Raw genomic sequence first — 19,068 nt, 5'->3', positions numbered from 1 at the left:
GGGTGGGAGGTCACCGCCGCCCTCCCCGTCATCCGGTCCATGACCCGGGTTCCCGCGAGAGCGATGGGCCAAGTATCAATCGAGTTGGAAGGGTGTGAGTGCAGTTGCGAAAAGATTTTTACCCGCAAGACGGTGCACATGACGCCGCCACGCGCGAAAGGCAAAGCGCTTCCAATCGCTTGCACCATGCTTTGCCGGACCAAAAAGATCTTCAGTTGCGAAAGACCGTGCGGAAATTATCCACGCAGATGCCCGCGCGGTTACGCAGGGAAGCGGCTGCGATAGTGCTCGACCACTTCGGGGTTGCGGAGGTTTGCCGGCAGCTCGCCTGACAGCACGCGGATGGTCTCTTCCGCGGCGCCGACCCCCATGCGCATCATGCTCTCCTCGGTGATCCCCGCCATATGCGGCGTGACGATCACATTGTCGAAGCCGAGATAGGGGTGGTCCGGCGGCAGCGGCTGCGTGGCAAAAACGTCGAGCGCGGCACCGCCGATGTGGCCTTCGGAGAGCGCCTCGATGAGAGCCGCATCCTCGACGACGGGTCCGCGCGAAACGTTGATCAGCAGCCCGCCTTGCTTCATCCGCGCGATGCGTTCGCGGCCGATCAGCCCAGTGGTCTCCAGCGTCAGCGGGCAGCAGAGCACGACGATGTCGCTCGCCTCGACCAGCTCGTCGACGGAGGCGAAACGCACATGGTCCGGCAGGTCGCGCGGCGCGCGGCTGTTGACGATCACATCGAGGCCAAAACCCTTCGCGGCGATGTCGGCGACATGGCGTCCGACCGCGCCGAAGCCGATGATGCCTATCGTGCGGCCGGAAAGATCGCCGCCGGAGGCGGCGTGCTCGCGCCCGGCGAGCCAGCCGATCTTCCTGAGGTCGCGATCGACCTGGCGGAATTTCCTGAGCAGCGCCATCGATGTCCAGATCACGTGCTCGGCAACCGTGCGGGCGTTCGCTCCCGGCACGTTGGCGACCAGCACGCCGGCCCTGGTCGCAGCCTCCATCGGGATCATGTCGAGACCGGCGCCATGGCGGATTGCCGCCCGCAGCTTTTTCGAGCGCTCGAACAGCACCGGGGGAAGGTTGGCGCGCACGATGACGATGTCGGCGTCGCGTGCCTCGTCGGCAAGCGTCACCGCGTCGATCGCGGTCGCCACGACGAGCTTGCCGTGGCCGTCGAGCAGGGCGGCCGCCCTTTCGTGCAGCGGGTGCGTCGAGAAGATGACGGGCTTTTTCTGACGAGACATGAGCTCTTCCGAAACCGTTGCCACCACGCTTTGCGGCTGAGCCGCCCATCCGCGCGCAGCCCTGCGGCCGCCGGCCGCGCGAGCTGTTCGCCCTATCGCAATTCCAAGTGGAAACTGGTTCCCATTTTTCCCGGACTTGCGCTAGTGGCCTTCGCCTTTCTCCGCATCGCGGAGCCACTCTATCTACTTGTTTTTATGCAATTCCGGACGCAAACGCTGCACACTCCGGTGGAAGTGCCCTAGGCCGGCGCCAGCGTCTTCCCGGCTTCCTGCGGACCGCCCTGGATGAGGTCCTTCCAGTAACTCTCGACGCCCTGCAGGTGGGCGCTCATCAGCGCCTGGGCGAGATTGCCGTCACGCTTCAGCAGCGCATCGAAGATCTGCAGGTGCTCTGCATGCGATTTGCGGCCGCGCTCGGGATCTTGGAAGTAGATCGGCAGGCGCCGCTCGCCCATCACGTAATAGACGCTGCAGACCTTGTGGAAGACGCTGTTCTTGGTCGCTCGCACGATCTCGAGATGAAAATCGCGGTCCTCCCTGGCGATGCCCTCGCCGGCGGCGAGCCTCAGCTCCGATTCATGCAGGATCTCACGAAGCCGCTCGAAATTCTCCTCGGTCGCCCGGCTGCAGGCGAGCTCGGCCGCCTTGATCTCGTGGATCTTGCGAAGCTCAACCGTCTCATAGATCTGGATCGGATCGAGCGGCACGCCAGCCTTGGCGAACAGCGCCATCGCCTCGACGCTCGCCTGCCTGGTGGTGAGGTAGATGCCGGACTTGGCGCGGCGCTCGACGATCTGCATGGCCTCAAGGATGGCCAGCGCCTCGCGGATCTGCCCGCGGCTGACGGAGAAATGCTCGGCAAGCTCACGCTCGGACGGGGTCCGCCCGGTCTCGCTGTTGGAAGCGGAGAACAGGTACGCGGCGAGCTCGGCGAGCAGGTTCTTCTCTTTCATTCTAAGCGCCCTGCGCGTGGGCCTCCAGGAACTTTTCCGACACGGTAAAACCGAGGCCAGGTTTTTCCGGGATGGCGATGAGGCCGTCGCGCACTTCGATCTTATCCTCGACGAGGTCGTGAATCATCGGATTTGCGCCGAGCGAATATTCGACCGTGAAGCTGGCCGGCGAGGCCGCGCATATATGGAGCCCGGCGAAGAAGCAAGGCGCTCCGGCCCACAGATGCGGCGCCAGCCTCAGATTGAAGGCGCTGGCGATGGCGCCGATCTTCATCGCCTCGGAAATGCCGCCGCAGAAAGCGGGGTCGGGCTGGAAGATGTCGGCGGCCCGGAGCACGGCGAGGTCGCGGAAGGCGTAGCGCGTCGCCTCGCTCTCGCCGGTCGAGACCGGCACGTTGCCGGATGCCCTGAGCTCCGCCATGCCCGGCTTGTCGTCGGCGATGATGGGCTCCTCGAACCAGGCGAGGTCGCAATCCTCCACCATCTGCACAAAGCGCCGCGCGCCTGCGACCGTATAGGTGCCGTGCGCGTCGACCGCGAGCTCGATGTCGGGGCCGATCGCCGCGCGGGCCGCCTTGACGCGCGCCGCCGACACATGCGGCGCGCCGTCCATGGCGCCGACCCGCATCTTCACCGCCTTGAAGCCGCCCTGGTCGATATAGGATCTGAGCTGTCCGCCGATCGTCTCGGCCGGCGCCCAGCCGCCCGAGGCGTAGGCCGGCATGCGCTCCAGCTTGCGGCCGCCGAGCAGCCGCCAGACCGGCACGCCGAGCGACTTGCCGAGGATGTCCCAGAGCGCGATGTCGACGGCCGAGATCGCCGCGATGGTCATGCCGCGCCGCGCCATCTGCGGCATGGCATGGCCCTCGCGCGCGGCGAGATCGGAGCGGACGCCGTTGTAGAGCATCTCCCAGATCACGCCGATGTCGCCGGCATGCATGCCGACGAGCTGCGGGCCGACCTCCTGGTTGAGCATGTGGACGAGCGCGCCATAGTCGCCGGCGCTGCCGGCGGCGTTCTTGCCCTCGCCCCAGCCGACCAGCCCGTCATCCGTCTCGATGCGCAGGATGGCGGCATCGAATGTCCTGACCTGACCGAAGTCGCTGCGGTGCTGGCGACTGGTTTCGATCGGGATGCGGACCCACCAGGCCCTGACGCTCTTGATACGCATTATACTCCTTTGCCGGGGCAGGGCCGCTGGCGGACTGGTCGTTGCCGGGTCTGCGTGCCGCTCAGGCCGGCATCTTCTTGCCGATCAGCGGCAGGATGGTCTCCGCCGTGATGCGCATCTGGTCGGTGTAGAACTTTTCCGTCAGCACGCTGGAGCCGTGGTCCTGGATGAACTTCAGCTGCTCCGGCGAGATGTCGACGGGGTTGCGCTCGACCATCTCCGGGTAGCGGTTGGCCGGCGTGCGGTCGACCGGGGCGACGAACTCGTTGGTGAGCGCGCCGTCATAGCCGATGTCCTTGAGGATGCCGACGATCCTCGGCCAGTCGATGGTGCCGAGGCCGGCGGCGAAGCGGTTGTTGTCGGCGACGTGGAAGTCGAACAGGCGCTTTCCCGCCTTGCGGATCGCCTCCTCGACGTCGAACTCCTCCATGTGGATGTGATAGGCATCGAGGCAGACGCCGCATTCCGGGCTCACCGCGTCGGCGAGCGCCAGCGCCTGTTCGCCGCGGTTGAAGATATAGGTCTCGAAGCGGTTCAGGGGCTCGATCGCGATCCTGACGCCGACTTTCTTGGCGTGGGTGAAGCACTCGCGGGTGGCGTCGACCAGCCACTTCCACTCCTCCTCCTCGGTGGCGTCGGGCGTCACCTTGCCGACGGTGCCGGGCACCAGCGTGATGATCTCGCCCTCCAGCTCGCTGATCATGGTGAGCACGTCCTTGACGTATTTCACCGAGCGCTCGCGCTGGCCCTGGTCTTTGGCGGCGAGGTTGCGCTCGCCGAGCATCAGCGTGACGGCGCCCCAGCAGCGGATGCCGTATTCCTTGAGGAGCTTGCGGGTTTCGGCCGGCTTGTACTGTTCGGGCTCGCCGGAAATCTCGATCGACTCGTAGCCGAACTTCTTGATCCGCTTGAGGGTGACTTCCAGCGGCTCGGCGCGCATCCAGTTGTGTGTTGAAAGATGCATGGTCTTCTCTCTCCCGAAATTCGCCCCGCGCGAGCCCGCCCGGGGTCGTTGGCTCCTCTTCCCTCCCGCCTGGCAGCGCTCCAGTCTGAATCTGGTTCGACCAATTGGGGCTGTCTCGACCTCTATAGCAAAAAAAATCCACCCGCAAGCCGCTGGCTGTAGGGCATGGGGATATAGCCTAAGTGGCTGAACAGAATAGAGTTATTACGGGACGCGAAAATTTACGCGGCATCAGTGTAGCGGACGGGGCGGCTTGACCGAATGGCGAAATTTGGTAATACCAGAATGGGCGGGTAACATGGATGCCGATATGAGTGATGCGTCCGGCTTCCATGGGGGAGAGGCTAATGGCCGGCGGTCTGGTGGGCGCCGCCGGCCATGGCTCTCGGCAGGCGCCGAGGCAGTACGGGCGAGGACAGTATCCGCCGAACCTGCTGGACATTCAGCGACAAGGATGCAAACCGATTGCTGACCGCCGAGAGGTCAGCCGAGGGAGGATTTCGTGCCTAAGACGATGAAGGGACCCGCGATTTTTCTGGCGCAGTTCGCGGGCGACGCAGCGCCGTTCAATTCGCTGAAGTCGATCACCAAATGGGCGGCTGGGCTCGGCTACAAGGGCGTGCAGATCCCGACCTGGGACGGCCGCCTGTTCGACCTCAAGAAGGCGGCGGGCTCGAAGGCCTATTGCGACGAGGTGAAGGGCATCTGCGCGGAAGCCGGCGTCGAGATCACCGAGCTGTCGACGCATCTGCAGGGCCAGCTGGTCGCGGTGCATCCGGCCTATGACGCCCAGTTCGACGGTTTTGCGCCCGCCTCGGTGCACAACAATCCGAAGGCGCGACAGAAATGGGCGGTCGAGCAGATGAAGTTCGGCGCCAAGGCGTCGCGCAACCTCGGGCTGGACGTCTCGGTGACCTTCTCCGGCGCGCTCGCCTTCCCCTATCTCTATCCGTGGCCGCAGCGGCCAGCCGGCCTGATCGAGGAAGCTTTTGCGGAACTCGGCAAGCGCTGGAAGCCGATCCTCGACGCCTATGACGACGTCGGCGTCGACGTCGGCTACGAGATCCATCCGGGCGAAGACCTCTTCGACGGCGCCACCTTCGAGATGTTTCTGGACGCGGTCGGCGGGCACAGACGCGCCAACATCAACTACGACCCGTCGCACTTCCTGCTGCAGCAGCTCGACTATCTCGCCTTCATCGACATCTATCACGAGCGCATAAAAGCCTTCCACGTGAAGGACGCGGAGTTCAATCCCGACGGCCGCCAGGGCGTCTATTCCGGCTACCAGGGCTGGGTGAACCGCGCCGGCCGCTTCCGCTCGCTGGGCGACGGGCAGGTCGATTTCTCCGGCATCTTCTCGAAACTCGCGCAGTACGACTACGACAGCTGGGCGGTGCTGGAATGGGAATGCTGCCTGAAGCATCCGGAGGACGGCGCGGCGGAAGGCGCGCCCTTCATCGCCAGCCACATCATCCGCGTGACGGAGAAGGCGTTCGACGATTTCGCCGGCGGCGCGACGGACAAGAAGCTGCTCAGGAAGATGATGGGGATTTAAGGGAGTAGGTTAGTAGGGGAATAGGGAAGTAGGGTCGATAGCGGCAGGCGCAGCCGGATCCCGAGGACCCTACTAACCTACTCCCCCTATCTCCCTTACTCCCCTGATTTTCGAAGGAGGGACACACAAATGGTCAGCGGCAGACAGGTTGAATCCGGACAGGGCCCGATCCGCTACGGCATGGTCGGCGGCGGCCAGGGCGCCTTCATCGGCGCAGTGCACCGGCTGGCCGCGCGCATGGACGGCGAGTTCGAGCTGGTGGCCGGCGCGTTGTCGTCGGACCCCGCGCGGGCCAAGGCCTCGGCCGCCGAACTGAGGCTCGATCCGGCGCGCAGCTACGGTTCCTTCCTCGAGATGGCGAAGGCGGAAGCAAAACGTCCCGATGGCATCGAGGCGGTGGCGATCGTGACGCCGAACAATGTGCACTATCCGGCGGCGAAGGCCTTCCTCGAGGTCGGCATCCACGTCATCTGCGACAAGCCGCTGACCTCCAACCTCGCCGATGCCAAGAAGCTCGCCGCGCTCGTCGAAAAGACCGGCAAGGTGTTCGTGCTCACCCACAACTACACCGCCTATCCGATGGTGAGGCAGGCGCGCGACATGGTGGCGAAGGGCCAGCTCGGCGACATCCGCGTCGTGCAGGCGGAGTATCCGCAGGACTGGCTGACCGAGGATGCGGCGGCGGCCGGCTCGAAGCAGGCGGCATGGCGCACCGACCCGAAACAGTCGGGCGCCGGCGGCGCCTCCGGCGACATCGGCACGCATGCCTACAATCTTGCCCGTTTCGTCTCGGGCCTCGAACTCGCCGAGCTGTCGGCCGACCTCGACGCCTTCGTGCCGGGCCGCAAGGTCGACGACAACGTCAACGTGCTGCTGCGCTTCAAGCCGGCCGGCAAGGCGCCGGCGGCGAAGGGCATGATCTGGGCGAGCCAGGTGGCGCCGGGCCATGAGAACGGGCTGAAGCTCCGGGTCTACGGCACCAAGGGCGGCATCGAATGGGTGCAGGCCGACCCGAACTATCTCTGGTACACGCCGTTCGGACAGCCGAAGCAGCTCATCACCCGCGCCGGGGCCGGCGCGACATCGGTCGCGGCACGGCTGACCCGGGTGCCCCCGGGCCATCCGGAAGGTTATCTCGAAGGTTTCGCCAACATCTACCAGGAGGCGGCGCGGGCGATCCGCGCAGCGCGCCGGAAAGGTGGAAAGCCGGCTAAGGACGTCATCTATCCGACCGTGCAGGACGGTGTCGAAGGCGTCGCTTTCGTCGAGGCCTGCGTGAAATCGTCGAAGAAGAACGGCGCCTGGACAAAGCTCTAAGGGCGCTCTTTCATGACCGAGCGCCTCGATCCGGCAGGCGATGCCGGCGCCGAGATGAAGAACCGGCTGCGCGCCGACCTGCGCGAAGCGATGAAGGGTGGGCGCGCATCGGAAGCGGCGCTCATCCGGGTCCTCCTGGCAGCGATCGACAATGCCGAGGCGCCGCCTCTCGACGGTAGTCGAAAGGCAGCGGACCAACACCGTTTCCGCGACGGATCGGCGGAGGTCGAAAGGCTCTCGCTGAGCGAAGCTGCGGTGCGTGCGATCCTGGCAGCGGAAGTGCTGGAACGCGAAACCGCGGCTGCCGAAATGATGCATCTCAACAAAGCGGATCGCGCCGAGGCCCTTCGCGCCGAAGCGCTGCTCGCGCGACGCTATATGGAATGACGGCCTGCCGCCGGATCAGAGCGCGTGTCCGCCCGCCACCTGGACGACCTGGCCCGTAACCCATGCCGATGCATCGCTGAGCAGGAACAGAACGGCTGCGGCGATATCTTCCGGCGTTCCGAGACGGCGAAGCGGGATCGAGGGGATTACCTCGGCGGCCAGCGCATCGTCGATGTAGCCCGTCTGGACCGGCCCCGGCGCAACGGCGTTGATGGTGATGCCGAGCGGCCCAGTTCGATCGCGGCTGCCCGCGTCATCGCCTCGATGGCGGCCTTGCTGGTGCCGTAGAAGACCTGGCCCGGAAAGGCGCGGGCTGCATCCGTGCTGATATTCACGATGCGGGCGATGGATTGGGCGCGCCCTGAAATCCGGCGGGCGAGGTCGCGCATGAGCAGCGTCGGCGCCGCCAGATTGACGTCGTAGTGCCGACGATAACGGTCGAAATCGGCGTCGAGAACGGTGTCAGGCAACGCGCATGCCGCCGCATTGTTGACGAGCCCGTCGAGCGGACCGATGGCGTCTTCCGCGTTGGAAATCAGGCGAAGGATTTCCTGTTCCTTAGACAGATCGGCAGGCAGCGGCGCTGCCTTGCCGCCGCTGCGGCGGATGGTTTCGGCGACCTCGAAAGCGGTCTCCTTGCCGAGTACGGTATGGGCCGTCCCCTCGGCCAGTTCCGTCCTGGGCAGATAGTGGACCGCGACGTTGCCGCCCTGCTCGCCGAGGGCGATGGCAATCGCACGTCCTATGCCGGAATTGGCGCCGGTGACGAGATAGTTCCTGCCGGACAGGCCGAAGTCGAATTTCATGTGTGACAACCAGATTGAGCTACCGCGTTGCACAGAAGCGCGATGCGCTCCTGCGGGGCACGATCAGGCGACGTTGGTCGCGATCGGATCAGATCTGGTCAGCCATGGTCTCTCCTGGAGCGTGGCTCTCTATGGCATCCGATGGACGCATTCAAGCATGCGTGCCGAATGACGGCGTCGCTCAAGCGACCATGCTGCCATTCAAGGAAGGCTGCTCGCCAGCGCCCGTCGTTACCCGCCTGCCACCGACCAGCCGCCGTCGACCATGAGGTTGGCGCCGGTGATCAGCGAGGCGGCCGGCGACGCCAGGAAGACGACGGCGCCGGCGACGTCGATCGGGTGGCCGATGCGGCCGAGCGGAATGTGGTCGAGCACGTGCTTGTGGAAGTCGGGATTTTCCAAGCTCGGGCGGGTGCCGTCGGTCCAGATGAAGGTCGGCGCGATGCTGTTCACCGCAATGCCGTGCCGCGCCCATTCGGCCGCGAGGCAGCGGGTCAGGTGGTTGATGGCGGCCTTGCTCATGCAATAGATCGCTTCGCCGCGCAGCGTGACCGTGCCCGCCTGCGAGCTGATGTTGATGATGCGGCCGGATTTTTGGGCGATCATCAGCCTGCCCACCGCCTGCGTGGTGAAGAACGTGCCCTTGAGGTTGATGTTCACCGTGTAGTCGAAATCCTCCTCGGTGACGTCCTCGGCAAGGTTTTCGGGGCCGATGCCGACATTGTTGACCAGGACGTCGATGCGGCCGAAATGCTTTTGGGCTTTCGCGACTGCCTTGCGCATCGAAGCGAGGTCGGCGAGGTCCATCTGGACCGCCAGCGCGCGGCGGCCGAGCGCCTCGATCTCGGCGACCAGCGCCTTGCCGTCCCTCGGCTTGCGCACGCCGACAATCATGTCGGCGCCAGCACCGGCGCAGGCGAGTGCGGCGGCGCGGCCGATGCCGCGCGTGGCGCCCGTCACCATGACGATCCTGCCGGTCAGATCGAAGCTTGGCGTCGTTGTTGCGGTCATCGGTTTCCCTCCCCTGTCCGAGCCAAGCTTCAGTTTTAGCGCCAGCCGGCTTTGCGGGATAGCGGCTGGCGCTGGAACGAAGAGCGGCGCCGGGCATTATGTCGGATGCGGCGCCTGACAGCGCGACGACGCGCGCCTTCGCTCGGGCCCGAAAGGTCCCCTTCCGGGATCAAGTCAGTGGAGTTCGTCATGGCGCCCCGCCCCGCCTGGAAAGGTTATCTGAAACTTTCCCTCGTCACCTGCGCGGTCGAGCTTTCGGGCGCGACGACGCAGAGTGAAAAGGTCTCCTTCCGCACGCTCAATCGGGAGACCGGCAATGCCGTGCGCCGGCAATATGTCGATTCCGAAAGCGGCAAGCCGGTCGACGAGAAGAACGAGGTGCGCGGCTACGAGGTCGAGAAGGGCGAGTTCCTGCTGATCGAGGACGAGGACATAGAAGCCGTCCAGATCGAATCCTCCCACACGCTCGCGCTCGACAGTTTCGTCGACAAGGCGGAAGTCGATCCCGTCTATATCGAAAAACCCTATTATCTCGCCCCCGCCGACAAGGTCTCGGAAGAAGCCTTCGCGGTCATCCGCCAGGCGCTGGAGACCAAGAAGATGGCGGGACTGGCGCGCATCGTTCTCTACCAGCGCGAGCGCCCCTGCATGATCGAGCCTTTCGGCAAGGGCATGCTTTTGACGACGCTGCGCTATGGCGACACGGTGCGCTCTGCCGAAGACGCATATGACGGGCTCGACAAGGTCAAGATCGACGAGGACATGCTGGACCTCGCGATGCGCGTCATCGACCGGAAGAAAGGCAAGTTCGATCCGTCGAAGCTGGAGGACCGCTACGGACAGGCGATGCTCGAACTGATCCAGTCGACCAAGAAGAAGGGCGGCCGCAAGGCGCCGGCGCGGGAGGCCGAGGACAGGCCGTCCAACGTCATCAACCTCTTCGACGCGCTGAAGAAGAGCCTGGCGTCGGGCGGCAACGACAACGAGCCGAAGACGAAGCGCGAGGAGCCGCAGAAAAAGCCGGCGCCGCGCAAGCCGCCAGCCAAACGAAAGACGGCTGCGAGCCGGGCCAAGAAAACGGCGACCCAGAAAACGACGGGCAGGAAGAGCTCGGCAAAGAAGCGGACATCGGCCTGATCCATGGACAGCCTCGAGACCTACCGCGCCAAACGTAATTTCAAGCGGACGTCGGAGCCGCCGGGAAGGCGGGCGCGCGGCACGGCCAAGGGGGCAGGCGGCCTCTTCGTCATCCACAAGCACGACGCCACCCGGCTGCACTACGATCTGAGGCTCGAGCATGACGGTGTGCTGTGGAGCTGGGCGGTGACGCGTGGCCCGAGCCTCGACCCGCACGAGAAGCGGCTCGCCGTCCATGTCGAGGACCATCCGCTGGACTACGGTTCGTTCGAAGGGAACATCCCCGAGGGACAGTACGGCGCGGGCTCGGTGATCGTCTGGGACGAAGGGCGATGGACGCCGGAGGGCGATCCCGCAGCCGGCATGAAGAAGGGCCATATCCGCTTCGAACTCGCCGGGCACAAGCTCAACGGCGCCTGGCATCTGGTGCGGCTGAAGCCCCGGCCTGGCGAGAAGCGCGACAACTGGCTGCTGATCAAATCGGACGACCGGTTCGCGCGGCCCGGCGAGGACATATTGGAGGAAGAGCCGCGCTCGGTGAAGTCCGGGCGGACGAATGACGAGGTCGCGGCGGGGAAGGAGGCGCCGACGAAACAGCCAAGATTGAAGAAGGGCGCTTCGCCGAAACCGGGCAAGCGAAAGGCGGCGGCGATGCCCGATTTCATCGAGCCGCAGTTCGCCACGCTGCGATCGAACCCGCCCTCGGGCGAGGAATGGCTGCATGAGGTGAAGTTCGACGGCTACCGCATCCAGGCGCATATCGCCGGCGGCAAGGTGAAGCTGTTCACGCGCAAGGGCCTCGACTGGACCGGCAAGTTCGGCAAGGCGATCCCCGAGGCGCTGGCGGGGCTCGACTGCGAGGACGCGGTAATCGACGGCGAGGTGGCGGTGCTCTCCGACAAGGGTGTTGCTTCCTTCTCCGCGCTGCAGGCAGCACTTTCCTCGGGCAGGACCGAGCGCATGCTGTTCTACGCGTTCGACCTGCTGCGCCTCGACGGCGAAGACCTGCGGGACGAGCCTCTGGTCGAGCGCAAGGCGAAGCTGCACGGGCTGGTCGCGACCGAGGAGCCGTCGCCGGTGCGCTACAGCGAGCATTTCGTCGCGCCGGGGCAGACCATGCTGGCGCATGCCTGCAAGATGGGGCTCGAAGGCGTGGTGTCGAAGCGCGCCGATGCGCCTTACCGGAGCGGGCGCAGCCTCGCCTGGATCAAGTCGAAATGCACGCTGAGGCAGGAATTCGTGATCCTCGGCTACGTGCCCTCGCAGGCGGCGGGCCGCGGCCTGCGCTCGCTGCTTGTCGGTTATTACGAGAAGGGCAAGCTGCATTATGGCGGCCGGGTGGGCACGGGATTTTCCGGCGCGGTCACCAATGAGCTGAAGAAGCGGCTCGACCGCATCAAGACGAAAGAACCGGCGATCGAGGGGCCCGAGGCCAGGGACAAAAAGGTGGTGTGGGCGAAGCCGGAACTGGTCGCGGAGATCGAGTTCCGGAGCTGGACCAGCGACGGCATATTGCGCCAGGCCTCTTTCCAGGGGCTGCGCGAGGACAAGCCGGCCAAGGAGGTCGTTGCCGAAACCGGCGTTCTGGCCAAAGATGGCGGCAAGGCGAAGACGGCCAAGCCCGGCGCCGCCAAGCCTGCCCGGAGGAAGACCGGTACCATGTCCGTGACGCTGACCAGTCCCGACAAGCTGCTGTGGCCGGAGGCCGGCATCAGCAAGGAGGATCTGCTCGGCCACTACGAAAAAGTGTGGCCGCGCATGGAGCCGTTCGTCGTCAACCGGCCGCTCGCCCTGGTGCGCGCGCCCGACGGCGTCGACGGGCAGCGCTTCTTCCAGAAGCATGCGTCGAAGGGCATGCACGAGGCGATCATCCGCACCAGCGATCCGGAGGACGGCGAGGAGCTGCTGTCGATCCGCGATTTCGACGGGCTGGCCGCGCTGGTGCAGTTCGGCGTGGTCGAGGTGCATGTCTGGGGCTCGACGCTCGACGCCATCGAAAAACCCGACCAGATCATCTTCGACCTCGATCCCGACGAAGGGCTCGATGTCGGGGATGTCAGGGCGGCGACGCTCGACGTCAAGGAGCGGCTGGACGTGCTCGGCCTGCCGAGCTTCGTCAAAACATCGGGCGGCAAGGGTTTCCATGTCGTCGTGCCGCTGAAGCCGAGGGCGGAATGGGACAAGGTGAAGACCTTCGCGCACGACTTCGCCCGCGCCATGGAGCAGACCGCGCCGGACCGCTACACGTCGGTGCTGTCGAAGAAGGCGCGCAAGGGGCGCATCTTCGTCGACTATCTCCGTAACGGTCGCGGCGCGACGGCGGTGGCGCCGTGGTCGTCAAGGGGCAAGCCGAACGCGACGGTCGCGGTGCCGGTGACGTTCGAGATGGTGAAGGACGGTATCGGGCCGGCCGATTTCCCGATCGGCTCGAAGGCGCTGGAGGACGCGCTGAAAAGGCCCGATCCCTGGGCCGATTTCTTCAAGACGGCAAAGCCACTGAAACTGTAGCGGCCTTTCCGCCAGCATCCAAGAGCGCGCGGCGGGACGCCGAGCAAACCATGATCAATGGTCGGGCCTGGCTACTTCGCCTTGGCTTTCGCGGCTGGTTTTTTCGCAGCCGGAGCCTTGGGGGCGGGTTTTGGCTTGGCGGCGGTTTTGGGTTTCGCAGCGGCTGCGGCGCGGGCCGGCTTCTTCACTGCCGCGTCCTCGGCGTCGATCTCGCGCGTGGCCTGATCCCAGTGGTCGCGGTCGTGACCATGCGGGCGTCCATGGCTTTCCCAAATGGCGTGCGCGCGTTGACGGATACGATGTTGCCTGTCGTCGCTCATACTGGCCTCCAGTCCATCGAAGCCGATCCTAGCACAATCGCGGCAATCCGACAGAGCCCGAGGACGCGGGCGTAGTGACGCGGAGCAAGCCCCCGGCGAGGCCATGTCTGCCGACGTAAAAGCAGGCCGGACAAGGGCTTCCGGCAGTGATAATGAAACGGCATTAAACTCGTCAAATTTCTGATTTCTGCTTTCCGGCCGCGCCCTCTACCATCCTTGCTACGCCGACAACCGTCAGTTGCAGCATGCTTCAGCGGGTGCAGCCACCGGCGGAGGAGATTTCCGTCCTTCCTCGAAGGGCGGGAGAAAATAAGGGAGTTGAGCATGATCAGAGTAGGGGTTGATGTTGGCGGTACGTTTACCGACATCGTCCTGGAGAACGTGCACGCGGACGGACGCCGCGAAGTGCATGTCACCAAGGTTTCCAGCACGCCGCAGGATCAATCGGAAGGCGTGGTCGAGGGAATCCTGAAAGTCTGCCAGATCGCGGGCGTCGCCCCGTCGGCGGTGGACCAGGTCTTCCACGGGACGACTGTCGCCACCAACATGGTGATCGAGCGCAACGGCGCCAAGGTCGGCATGCTGACCACCCGCGGTTTCCGCGACATCCTGCACATGGCGCGCCACAAGCGGCCGCATAATTTCTCGCTGCAGTTCGACGTTCCCTGGCAGTCGAAGCCGCTGGTGCGCCGCCGCGACCGGCTGCCGATCACCGAGCGCATCATGCCGCCGACCGGCGAGATCGCGGTGCCGCTCGCCGAGGACGAGGTGAAGGCGGCCGCCGAGCTGCTGGCCAAGCGCGGCATGGACGCGGTCATCGTCGGCTTCCTGTTCTCGTTCCTGAACAACGAGCACGAGCTGCGGGCGAAGGAGATCGTGCGTGGCTTCCTGCCGGAGGCCTATGTCTGCACCTCGGCCGAGGTCGTGAACACGATGCGCGAGTACGAGCGCTTCTCGTCCACCGCGATGAACGCCTATATCGGCCCGCGCGTCGCGCTCTACCTGCGCAACCTGGAGCAGCGGCTGAACGGCAACGGTGTCACCGCGCATGTGAGGATGCTGCAGTCGAACGGCGGCATCTCGACCATCAAGGGCGCGGCGGAGCTGCCGATCTCGCTGCTGCTTTCCGGCCCCGCAGGCGGCGTCATCGGCGGCCGCTGGACCGGCGAGAGCTGCGGCCGGCGCAACATCATCACCATCGACATCGGTGGAACCTCGGCGGATATCTCGGTCATCCAGGACGGCGAGCTGCGCATCAAGAATCCGCGCGACACCGAAGCTGCCGGGCTGCCGGTGCTGGTGCCGATGATCGACGTCGACGCCATCGGCGCGGGCGGCGGCTCCATCGCCTATATCGACGCCGGCGGCGCGTTCCGCGTCGGCCCGCGCTCGGCCGGATCGGTGCCCGGTCCCGCCTGCTATGCGAAGGGCGGCACCGAACCGACGGTCACAGACGCCCAGGTGGTGCTCGGCCGCATGGACCCCGAGCAGTTCCTCGGCGGCGACCTGAAGATCGACGGCGCCCTGTCCCATACGGCGGTGAAGGAACACATCGCCGATAAGCTCGGGATGAGCGTCAAGGACGCCGCGCTCGGCATCCTCAAGATCATCAACAACAACATGGCGCTGGCGATCAACGCGAACTCCGTCGCCAAGGGCATCGACCCCCGTGGCTATTCGCTGATGGGCTTCGGCGGCGCGGGTCCGCTGCATTCGACCTCGCTCGCCGAAGCGATCGGCGCCGACGAGGTGATCGTGCCGACCCATCCCGGCATCACCGCCGCTTCCGGCCTCCTGGTGACCGACCTGCAGTATGAGTACACGCAGTCGCTGATCCAGGTTCTCGATCCCGGCAAGGCCGATGGATTCGAGCGGGTCAACGCGGCCCTCGACGAGCTCAGGGCCAAGGCCGCAGAGCAGCTGGCGAGCGACAACGTGCCGGCCGCGGATGCGCGCTACCGCGTCTTCGCCGAATGCCGCTACGTAGGACAGGGTTTCGAGCTGCGCGCCGAAGTGCCGAAGGGGCCGTTCGACAAGGCGGCCGCGGAAACGGTCATCGACAATTTCTACAACGCCCACAAGCTGGTCTATGGCCATGCCTTCCGCGACCAGACCGTCGAGATCATCACCCTGCGCCTGATCGCCTCGGTGGAGGTCGACACGCTGACGCTGCCGGCGCTGCCGCGGCGCGGCGAGACCAACCCGAAGGATGCGGTGATGTATGTGCGTCCGACCACCTTCGACGACGGCGCCACAAGGGATACGCCCCGCTACGCCCGCGAGAAGCTGCAGGCCGACGATCGCGTCGAAGGTCCGGCGCTGGTCATGCAGCACAATTCCACCACGGTCATCCCGCCCGGCTATGCCGCCAGCGTCATGCCGCACGGTGAACTCATCGTCCGTCGCAGCTGAGGAGGAGCAAAGACATGACAAAACAAGTTGATCCGATCACGCTCCAGGTCATCGGCGGGGCGCTCCACTCCATCGCCGAGCAGATGGGCAACGTGCTCTACCGGATGAGCTATTCCTCGATCATCCGCGAGAGCCAGGATCTCGGCGCGGGGCTGTTCGACCTGCAGTACAACACGCTGTGCGAATCCGACTCGACGCCGATGCATATCGGCTCGCTGCCGGCCTATCTGCGCGGCATCGAGAAGACGATCCCGCTGACCGACTGGAAGCCCGGCGACGTGGTGATCCACAATCACCCCTATCTCGGCGCCAGCCATTCGCCCGACATCGGCGTCGTCATGCCGGTGTTCCATGAAGGCGAGCTGGTCGGCTTCTCGGCCAACACCGCGCACCATGTCGACATCGGCGCCGCCACGCCGGGCCTCGTCATCGACATTCCCGACGTCTTCGCCGAGGGCATGCTCTTCAACGCCGTGAAGCTGTACGACGAAGGCAAGCGCAACGACCCGATGTGGAACTACATCCGGGGCAATACCCGGGTGCCGGGCCTGGTGATGGGCGACCTCGAGGCGCAGATCGCCTCGGCCGAACTCGGCGTCAAGCGTTTCGAGGAACTCTTCGCCACCTATGGCAAGGCGACCGTCCAGCAGGCCTGCGACCAGCTCATGGACTATACCGAAGCCATGCTGCGGCGTGAGATCGCCAAGATACCCGACGGCGACTACGTCGCCGAAGGCTTCCTTGACGATGACGGGCGCAATCGCGGCGTGCACCTGCCGCTGAAGGTGACGGTGCGCGTCCGCGGCGACGGCGTCGAGGTCGACACCACCGGATCGTCGGCGCAGGTGCCGACCGCCTTCAACGTGCCGTTCGAAGGCTCGACCAAGGTGGCCTGCTTCTTCGCCTTCCGCGCGCTGCTCCTGGATACCTATACCCACCAGGAGCACATCCCTCAGAACGAGGGTTCGTTCCGTCCGGTCGCCGTCACCTCTCCGCTCGGCAGCATCTTCAACCCGATCGCCCCGGCGGCGGCCGAGGCGCGGTTCAGCCAGATCCAGCGGCTCTGCGACCTGATCATCAAGGCGCTGGCGCCGGTGCTGCCGGACAAATGCACGGCGGGCAACGCCGCGGTGCTGTCCTTCGCCTCCTATTCGGGCGTGCGCAGCAACGGTGATTACTGGGTGTTCCTCGAGGTGAACGAGGCCGCGATGGGCGGGCGTCCGCGCTCGGACGGGCCGGACACGATCGAGGAGCTGATGCGCAACACGCGCAACAACCCGCTCGAAGACCTCGGCATGCACCTGCCGCTGATCTGCGACCGCTACGAGGTTCGCGACGACGCCCCTCCCGGCGCCGGCAAGTTCCGCGGCGGCGCCGGCGTGGTCAAGTCGCAGCGCTATCTGACGCCCGGCTTCATGACGCATGAATCCGACCGCAACGACGATGCGCCCTGGGGCATCTTCGGCGGCAAGGCAGGTTCCGGTTCGAAGGTCGAAGTCCACAACATCCACACCGGCAACCTGACCAGCCACCCGTCGAAATTCTCGGGCCTGCGCACCGAAGATGGCGACGTGGTCAGCTATTACTCGCCGACCGGCGGTGGTTATGGCGACCCGCTCGACCGCGAGCCGCAGATGGTGCTGGACGATGTGCTCGACGGGTTCATCAGCGTCGACCACGCTCGTGACGACTACGGCGTCGTGCTGTCCGAGGTGGATGACGGCTACGGCTGGCAGGTCGACGCCGCCGCGACCAATGCGCGCCGGGCCGAGCTTCGCGCCTGACATAACTGGCGGCATCCGCTAACGGGTGCCGCCAGCCGTCGCACGAGCCGCGGTTTCCCTCTTTGTAAAAATGCGTATCCGGCACCCGCGTGCCGCAGAGAACAGGTGCGACTTTGCGAGAAACAGAAGCACGCTACAGCAAAGCCACGGCTGTCGACCTTGCTTTTGCATATCGATCCGGTGTGCTGACGCCGACGAAATTCGTCGCCTACCTGCTCGACAGGATCGAAGCCGCGGCGGACGACAAAATCTTCATCACCGTCACCGCCGATCGCGCGCTGGAAGAAGCGCGCGCCGCTGAGAAGCGCTATGCTGACGGCGCTCCGGCCTCGCTGCTCGACGGGGTGCCGATCGCCTGGAAGGACCTGTTCGACGTCAAGGGAACCGTGACCACGGCGGGGTCGAAGGTCTGGGCGCGCGCTGGCGTCCGCGACAAGGACGCCGGTTGCGTCGCCCGCCTGTCGGCCGCTGGCATGGTGACGCTCGGCAAGCTGAACACCTCGGAATTCGCCTATTCCGGCCTTGGTCTCAACCCGCATTTCGGCACGCCGCGCAATCCGAACGACCGGCAGACTGCGCGCTCCCCGGGAGGCTCGTCCTCGGGATCGGGCGCGGCCGTGGCCGCCGGCCTGACCTGCTGCGCCATCGGCTCCGACACCGGCGGCTCGGTTCGGGTCCCGGCGTCCTTCAACGGCACCGTCGGGTTGAAGACGAGCACGGGCCGCATCGACCGGACCGGCATGTTCATGCTGGCGCGCTCCTATGACACGATCGGCCCGCTTGCGCGTTCCGTCGAGGATTGTGCGCTGCTGTTTCACTATCTGCAGGGCCATGCCTTGCCGCTGACCCGGCGCCAGGCGCTGCGCGACCTCGTCCTGCTCTGCCCCACCAACATCGTGCTCGACGATCTGACGCCGGCGGTGGAGCGGAACTTCCATCGCTCGCTGGAGCGGCTGAAGGCCCGCGGCGCCACCGTCAGGATGGAGGACGTGCCGTCGCTTACGGCGATCTCCGAGATTACCGCCGCCCACGGCACGCTGGTTGCTGCCGAAGCCTATCACGAGCATCGCGAGCTGGTGGAGAGCCCGCTGGTGTCGGAGATCGACCGCCGGGTTGTGCACCGGATACTGGGCGGCAAGCGTATGACCTCGAACGACGTGCTGACCATCCAGCGGTCGCGGCAGGTGCTGGAGGCCGAGCTGCGGCGGCAGCTAGCCGGCGCGCTGCTGGTCATGCCGACCACGCCGAACACCGCGCCGGAGGTTGCTCCGCTGGACGCGGACGACGAGCTTTTCTACCGCATCAATCAGCTGAGCCTGCGCAACGCCAGCCTCGGCAATCCGCTCGAGCTCTGCGCACTCGCCATTCCGAACGGCCACAGCGACGCGGGCTTGCCGACAAGCCTCATGATTTGCGATACACACGGCAACGACGAACGATTGCTTGCGTTCGGACAGGAGGTTGAGCGGGCCCTGCGCAGCAACTGATCC

Annotated in this window: 15 protein-coding genes; 8 read left to right on the top strand and 7 right to left on the bottom strand. The window is 65.5% G+C overall.

What is annotated here, in order from left to right; translation table 11 throughout:
* Positions 1–260: 260 nt before the first annotated feature.
* The 4 genes from D8676_RS26220 to D8676_RS26205 all read right to left on the bottom strand — a co-directional run bounded on the left by D8676_RS26220 (position 261) and on the right by D8676_RS26205 (position 4,338).
* Complete coding sequence (locus D8676_RS26220) at positions 261–1,250, bottom strand: hydroxyacid dehydrogenase (protein ID WP_121584046.1); 990 nt, start codon at positions 1,248–1,250, stop codon at positions 261–263.
* Between the two features lie 239 nt (positions 1,251–1,489).
* On the bottom strand, positions 1,490–2,203 hold the full coding sequence (locus tag D8676_RS26215) for a FadR/GntR family transcriptional regulator (RefSeq protein WP_121584045.1): 714 nt from the start codon (positions 2,201–2,203) through the stop codon (positions 1,490–1,492).
* 1 nt (position 2,204) lies between these two features.
* On the bottom strand, positions 2,205–3,374 hold the full coding sequence (locus D8676_RS26210; RefSeq protein ID WP_121584044.1) for a mandelate racemase/muconate lactonizing enzyme family protein: 1,170 nt from the start codon (positions 3,372–3,374) through the stop codon (positions 2,205–2,207).
* A 61-nt stretch (positions 3,375–3,435) separates the two neighbouring features.
* Positions 3,436–4,338 carry a sugar phosphate isomerase/epimerase family protein gene (locus D8676_RS26205; RefSeq protein WP_121584043.1) on the bottom strand — a complete coding sequence of 301 codons (903 nt, stop codon included), beginning with the start codon at positions 4,336–4,338 and terminating at the stop codon, positions 3,436–3,438.
* A gap of 502 nt (positions 4,339–4,840) precedes the next feature.
* Here D8676_RS26205 and D8676_RS26200 point away from each other — a divergent pair.
* From D8676_RS26200 to D8676_RS26190, 3 genes are all read left to right on the top strand, one after another.
* Positions 4,841–5,896, top strand: coding sequence for a sugar phosphate isomerase/epimerase (locus tag D8676_RS26200; protein ID WP_121584042.1), 1,056 nt, complete (start codon positions 4,841–4,843; stop codon positions 5,894–5,896).
* A 129-nt stretch (positions 5,897–6,025) separates the two neighbouring features.
* Positions 6,026–7,213, top strand: coding sequence for a Gfo/Idh/MocA family oxidoreductase (locus D8676_RS26195; RefSeq protein WP_121584041.1), 1,188 nt, complete (start codon positions 6,026–6,028; stop codon positions 7,211–7,213).
* 12 nt (positions 7,214–7,225) lie between these two features.
* Positions 7,226–7,600: a hypothetical protein gene (locus D8676_RS26190; protein WP_121584040.1), complete on the top strand. Its 375-nt coding sequence runs from the start codon at positions 7,226–7,228 to the stop codon at positions 7,598–7,600.
* A gap of 146 nt (positions 7,601–7,746) precedes the next feature.
* On the opposite strand, the gene D8676_RS26185 is transcribed toward D8676_RS26190, so the two are convergent.
* Both D8676_RS26185 and D8676_RS26180 read right to left on the bottom strand, forming a co-directional pair.
* On the bottom strand, positions 7,747–8,406 hold the full coding sequence (locus D8676_RS26185; RefSeq protein WP_210210772.1) for an SDR family oxidoreductase: 660 nt from the start codon (positions 8,404–8,406) through the stop codon (positions 7,747–7,749).
* A gap of 231 nt (positions 8,407–8,637) precedes the next feature.
* A complete protein-coding gene (locus D8676_RS26180; protein WP_121584039.1) occupies positions 8,638–9,417 on the bottom strand; it encodes a glucose 1-dehydrogenase in 780 nt (259 codons plus the stop codon).
* A gap of 189 nt (positions 9,418–9,606) precedes the next feature.
* Between D8676_RS26180 and D8676_RS26175 the strand changes: the two genes are divergently transcribed.
* Positions 9,607–10,554, top strand: a complete 948-nt coding sequence (locus D8676_RS26175) for a Ku protein (RefSeq protein WP_121584048.1) — start codon at positions 9,607–9,609, stop codon at positions 10,552–10,554.
* 3 nt (positions 10,555–10,557) lie between these two features.
* Positions 10,558–13,062: a DNA ligase D gene (gene ligD, locus D8676_RS26170; protein ID WP_121584038.1), complete on the top strand. Its 2,505-nt coding sequence runs from the start codon at positions 10,558–10,560 to the stop codon at positions 13,060–13,062.
* 71 nt (positions 13,063–13,133) lie between these two features.
* On the opposite strand, the gene D8676_RS26165 is transcribed toward ligD, so the two are convergent.
* Positions 13,134–13,382 carry a DUF2934 domain-containing protein gene (locus tag D8676_RS26165; RefSeq protein WP_121584037.1) on the bottom strand — a complete coding sequence of 83 codons (249 nt, stop codon included), beginning with the start codon at positions 13,380–13,382 and terminating at the stop codon, positions 13,134–13,136.
* A 324-nt stretch (positions 13,383–13,706) separates the two neighbouring features.
* Between D8676_RS26165 and D8676_RS26160 the strand changes: the two genes are divergently transcribed.
* The 3 genes from D8676_RS26160 (at position 13,707) to D8676_RS26150 (ending at position 19,065) form a co-directional block, all read left to right on the top strand.
* Complete coding sequence (locus D8676_RS26160) at positions 13,707–15,794, top strand: hydantoinase/oxoprolinase family protein (RefSeq protein WP_121584036.1); 2,088 nt, start codon at positions 13,707–13,709, stop codon at positions 15,792–15,794.
* 14 nt (positions 15,795–15,808) lie between these two features.
* Positions 15,809–17,578, top strand: coding sequence for a hydantoinase B/oxoprolinase family protein (locus tag D8676_RS26155; protein ID WP_121584035.1), 1,770 nt, complete (start codon positions 15,809–15,811; stop codon positions 17,576–17,578).
* Between the two features lie 182 nt (positions 17,579–17,760).
* Positions 17,761–19,065, top strand: coding sequence for an amidase family protein (locus D8676_RS26150; protein WP_210210771.1), 1,305 nt, complete (start codon positions 17,761–17,763; stop codon positions 19,063–19,065).
* The last annotated feature ends 3 nt before the right edge of the window (positions 19,066–19,068 follow it).

The sequence above is a fragment of the Mesorhizobium sp. YM1C-6-2 genome (assembly GCF_003666685.1).
Lineage (GTDB): Bacteria > Pseudomonadota > Alphaproteobacteria > Rhizobiales > Rhizobiaceae > Mesorhizobium_K.
The sequence above is the reverse complement of the archived record's forward strand: the minus strand, read 5'-3'. Positions and strand labels throughout refer to the sequence as shown.

What these genes read in the sequence shown, in the direction of transcription:
- D8676_RS26220 (WP_121584046.1), bottom strand. Translation starts at nt 1,250, where the DNA reads ATGTCTCGTCAGAAAAAGCCCGTCATCTTCTCGACGCACCCGCTGCAC.
- D8676_RS26215 (WP_121584045.1), bottom strand. Translation starts at nt 2,203, where the DNA reads ATGAAAGAGAAGAACCTGCTCGCCGAGCTCGCCGCGTACCTGTTCTCC.
- D8676_RS26210 (WP_121584044.1), bottom strand. Translation starts at nt 3,374, where the DNA reads ATGCGTATCAAGAGCGTCAGGGCCTGGTGGGTCCGCATCCCGATCGAA.
- D8676_RS26205 (WP_121584043.1), bottom strand. Translation starts at nt 4,338, where the DNA reads ATGCATCTTTCAACACACAACTGGATGCGCGCCGAGCCGCTGGAAGTC.
- D8676_RS26195 (WP_121584041.1), top strand. Translation starts at nt 6,026, where the DNA reads ATGGTCAGCGGCAGACAGGTTGAATCCGGACAGGGCCCGATCCGCTAC.
- D8676_RS26190 (WP_121584040.1), top strand. Translation starts at nt 7,226, where the DNA reads ATGACCGAGCGCCTCGATCCGGCAGGCGATGCCGGCGCCGAGATGAAG.
- D8676_RS26185 (WP_210210772.1), bottom strand. Translation starts at nt 8,406, where the DNA reads ATGAAATTCGACTTCGGCCTGTCCGGCAGGAACTATCTCGTCACCGGC.
- D8676_RS26180 (WP_121584039.1), bottom strand. Translation starts at nt 9,417, where the DNA reads ATGACCGCAACAACGACGCCAAGCTTCGATCTGACCGGCAGGATCGTC.
- D8676_RS26175 (WP_121584048.1), top strand. Translation starts at nt 9,607, where the DNA reads ATGGCGCCCCGCCCCGCCTGGAAAGGTTATCTGAAACTTTCCCTCGTC.
- ligD (WP_121584038.1), top strand. Translation starts at nt 10,558, where the DNA reads ATGGACAGCCTCGAGACCTACCGCGCCAAACGTAATTTCAAGCGGACG.
- D8676_RS26165 (WP_121584037.1), bottom strand. Translation starts at nt 13,382, where the DNA reads ATGAGCGACGACAGGCAACATCGTATCCGTCAACGCGCGCACGCCATT.
- D8676_RS26160 (WP_121584036.1), top strand. Translation starts at nt 13,707, where the DNA reads ATGATCAGAGTAGGGGTTGATGTTGGCGGTACGTTTACCGACATCGTC.
- D8676_RS26155 (WP_121584035.1), top strand. Translation starts at nt 15,809, where the DNA reads ATGACAAAACAAGTTGATCCGATCACGCTCCAGGTCATCGGCGGGGCG.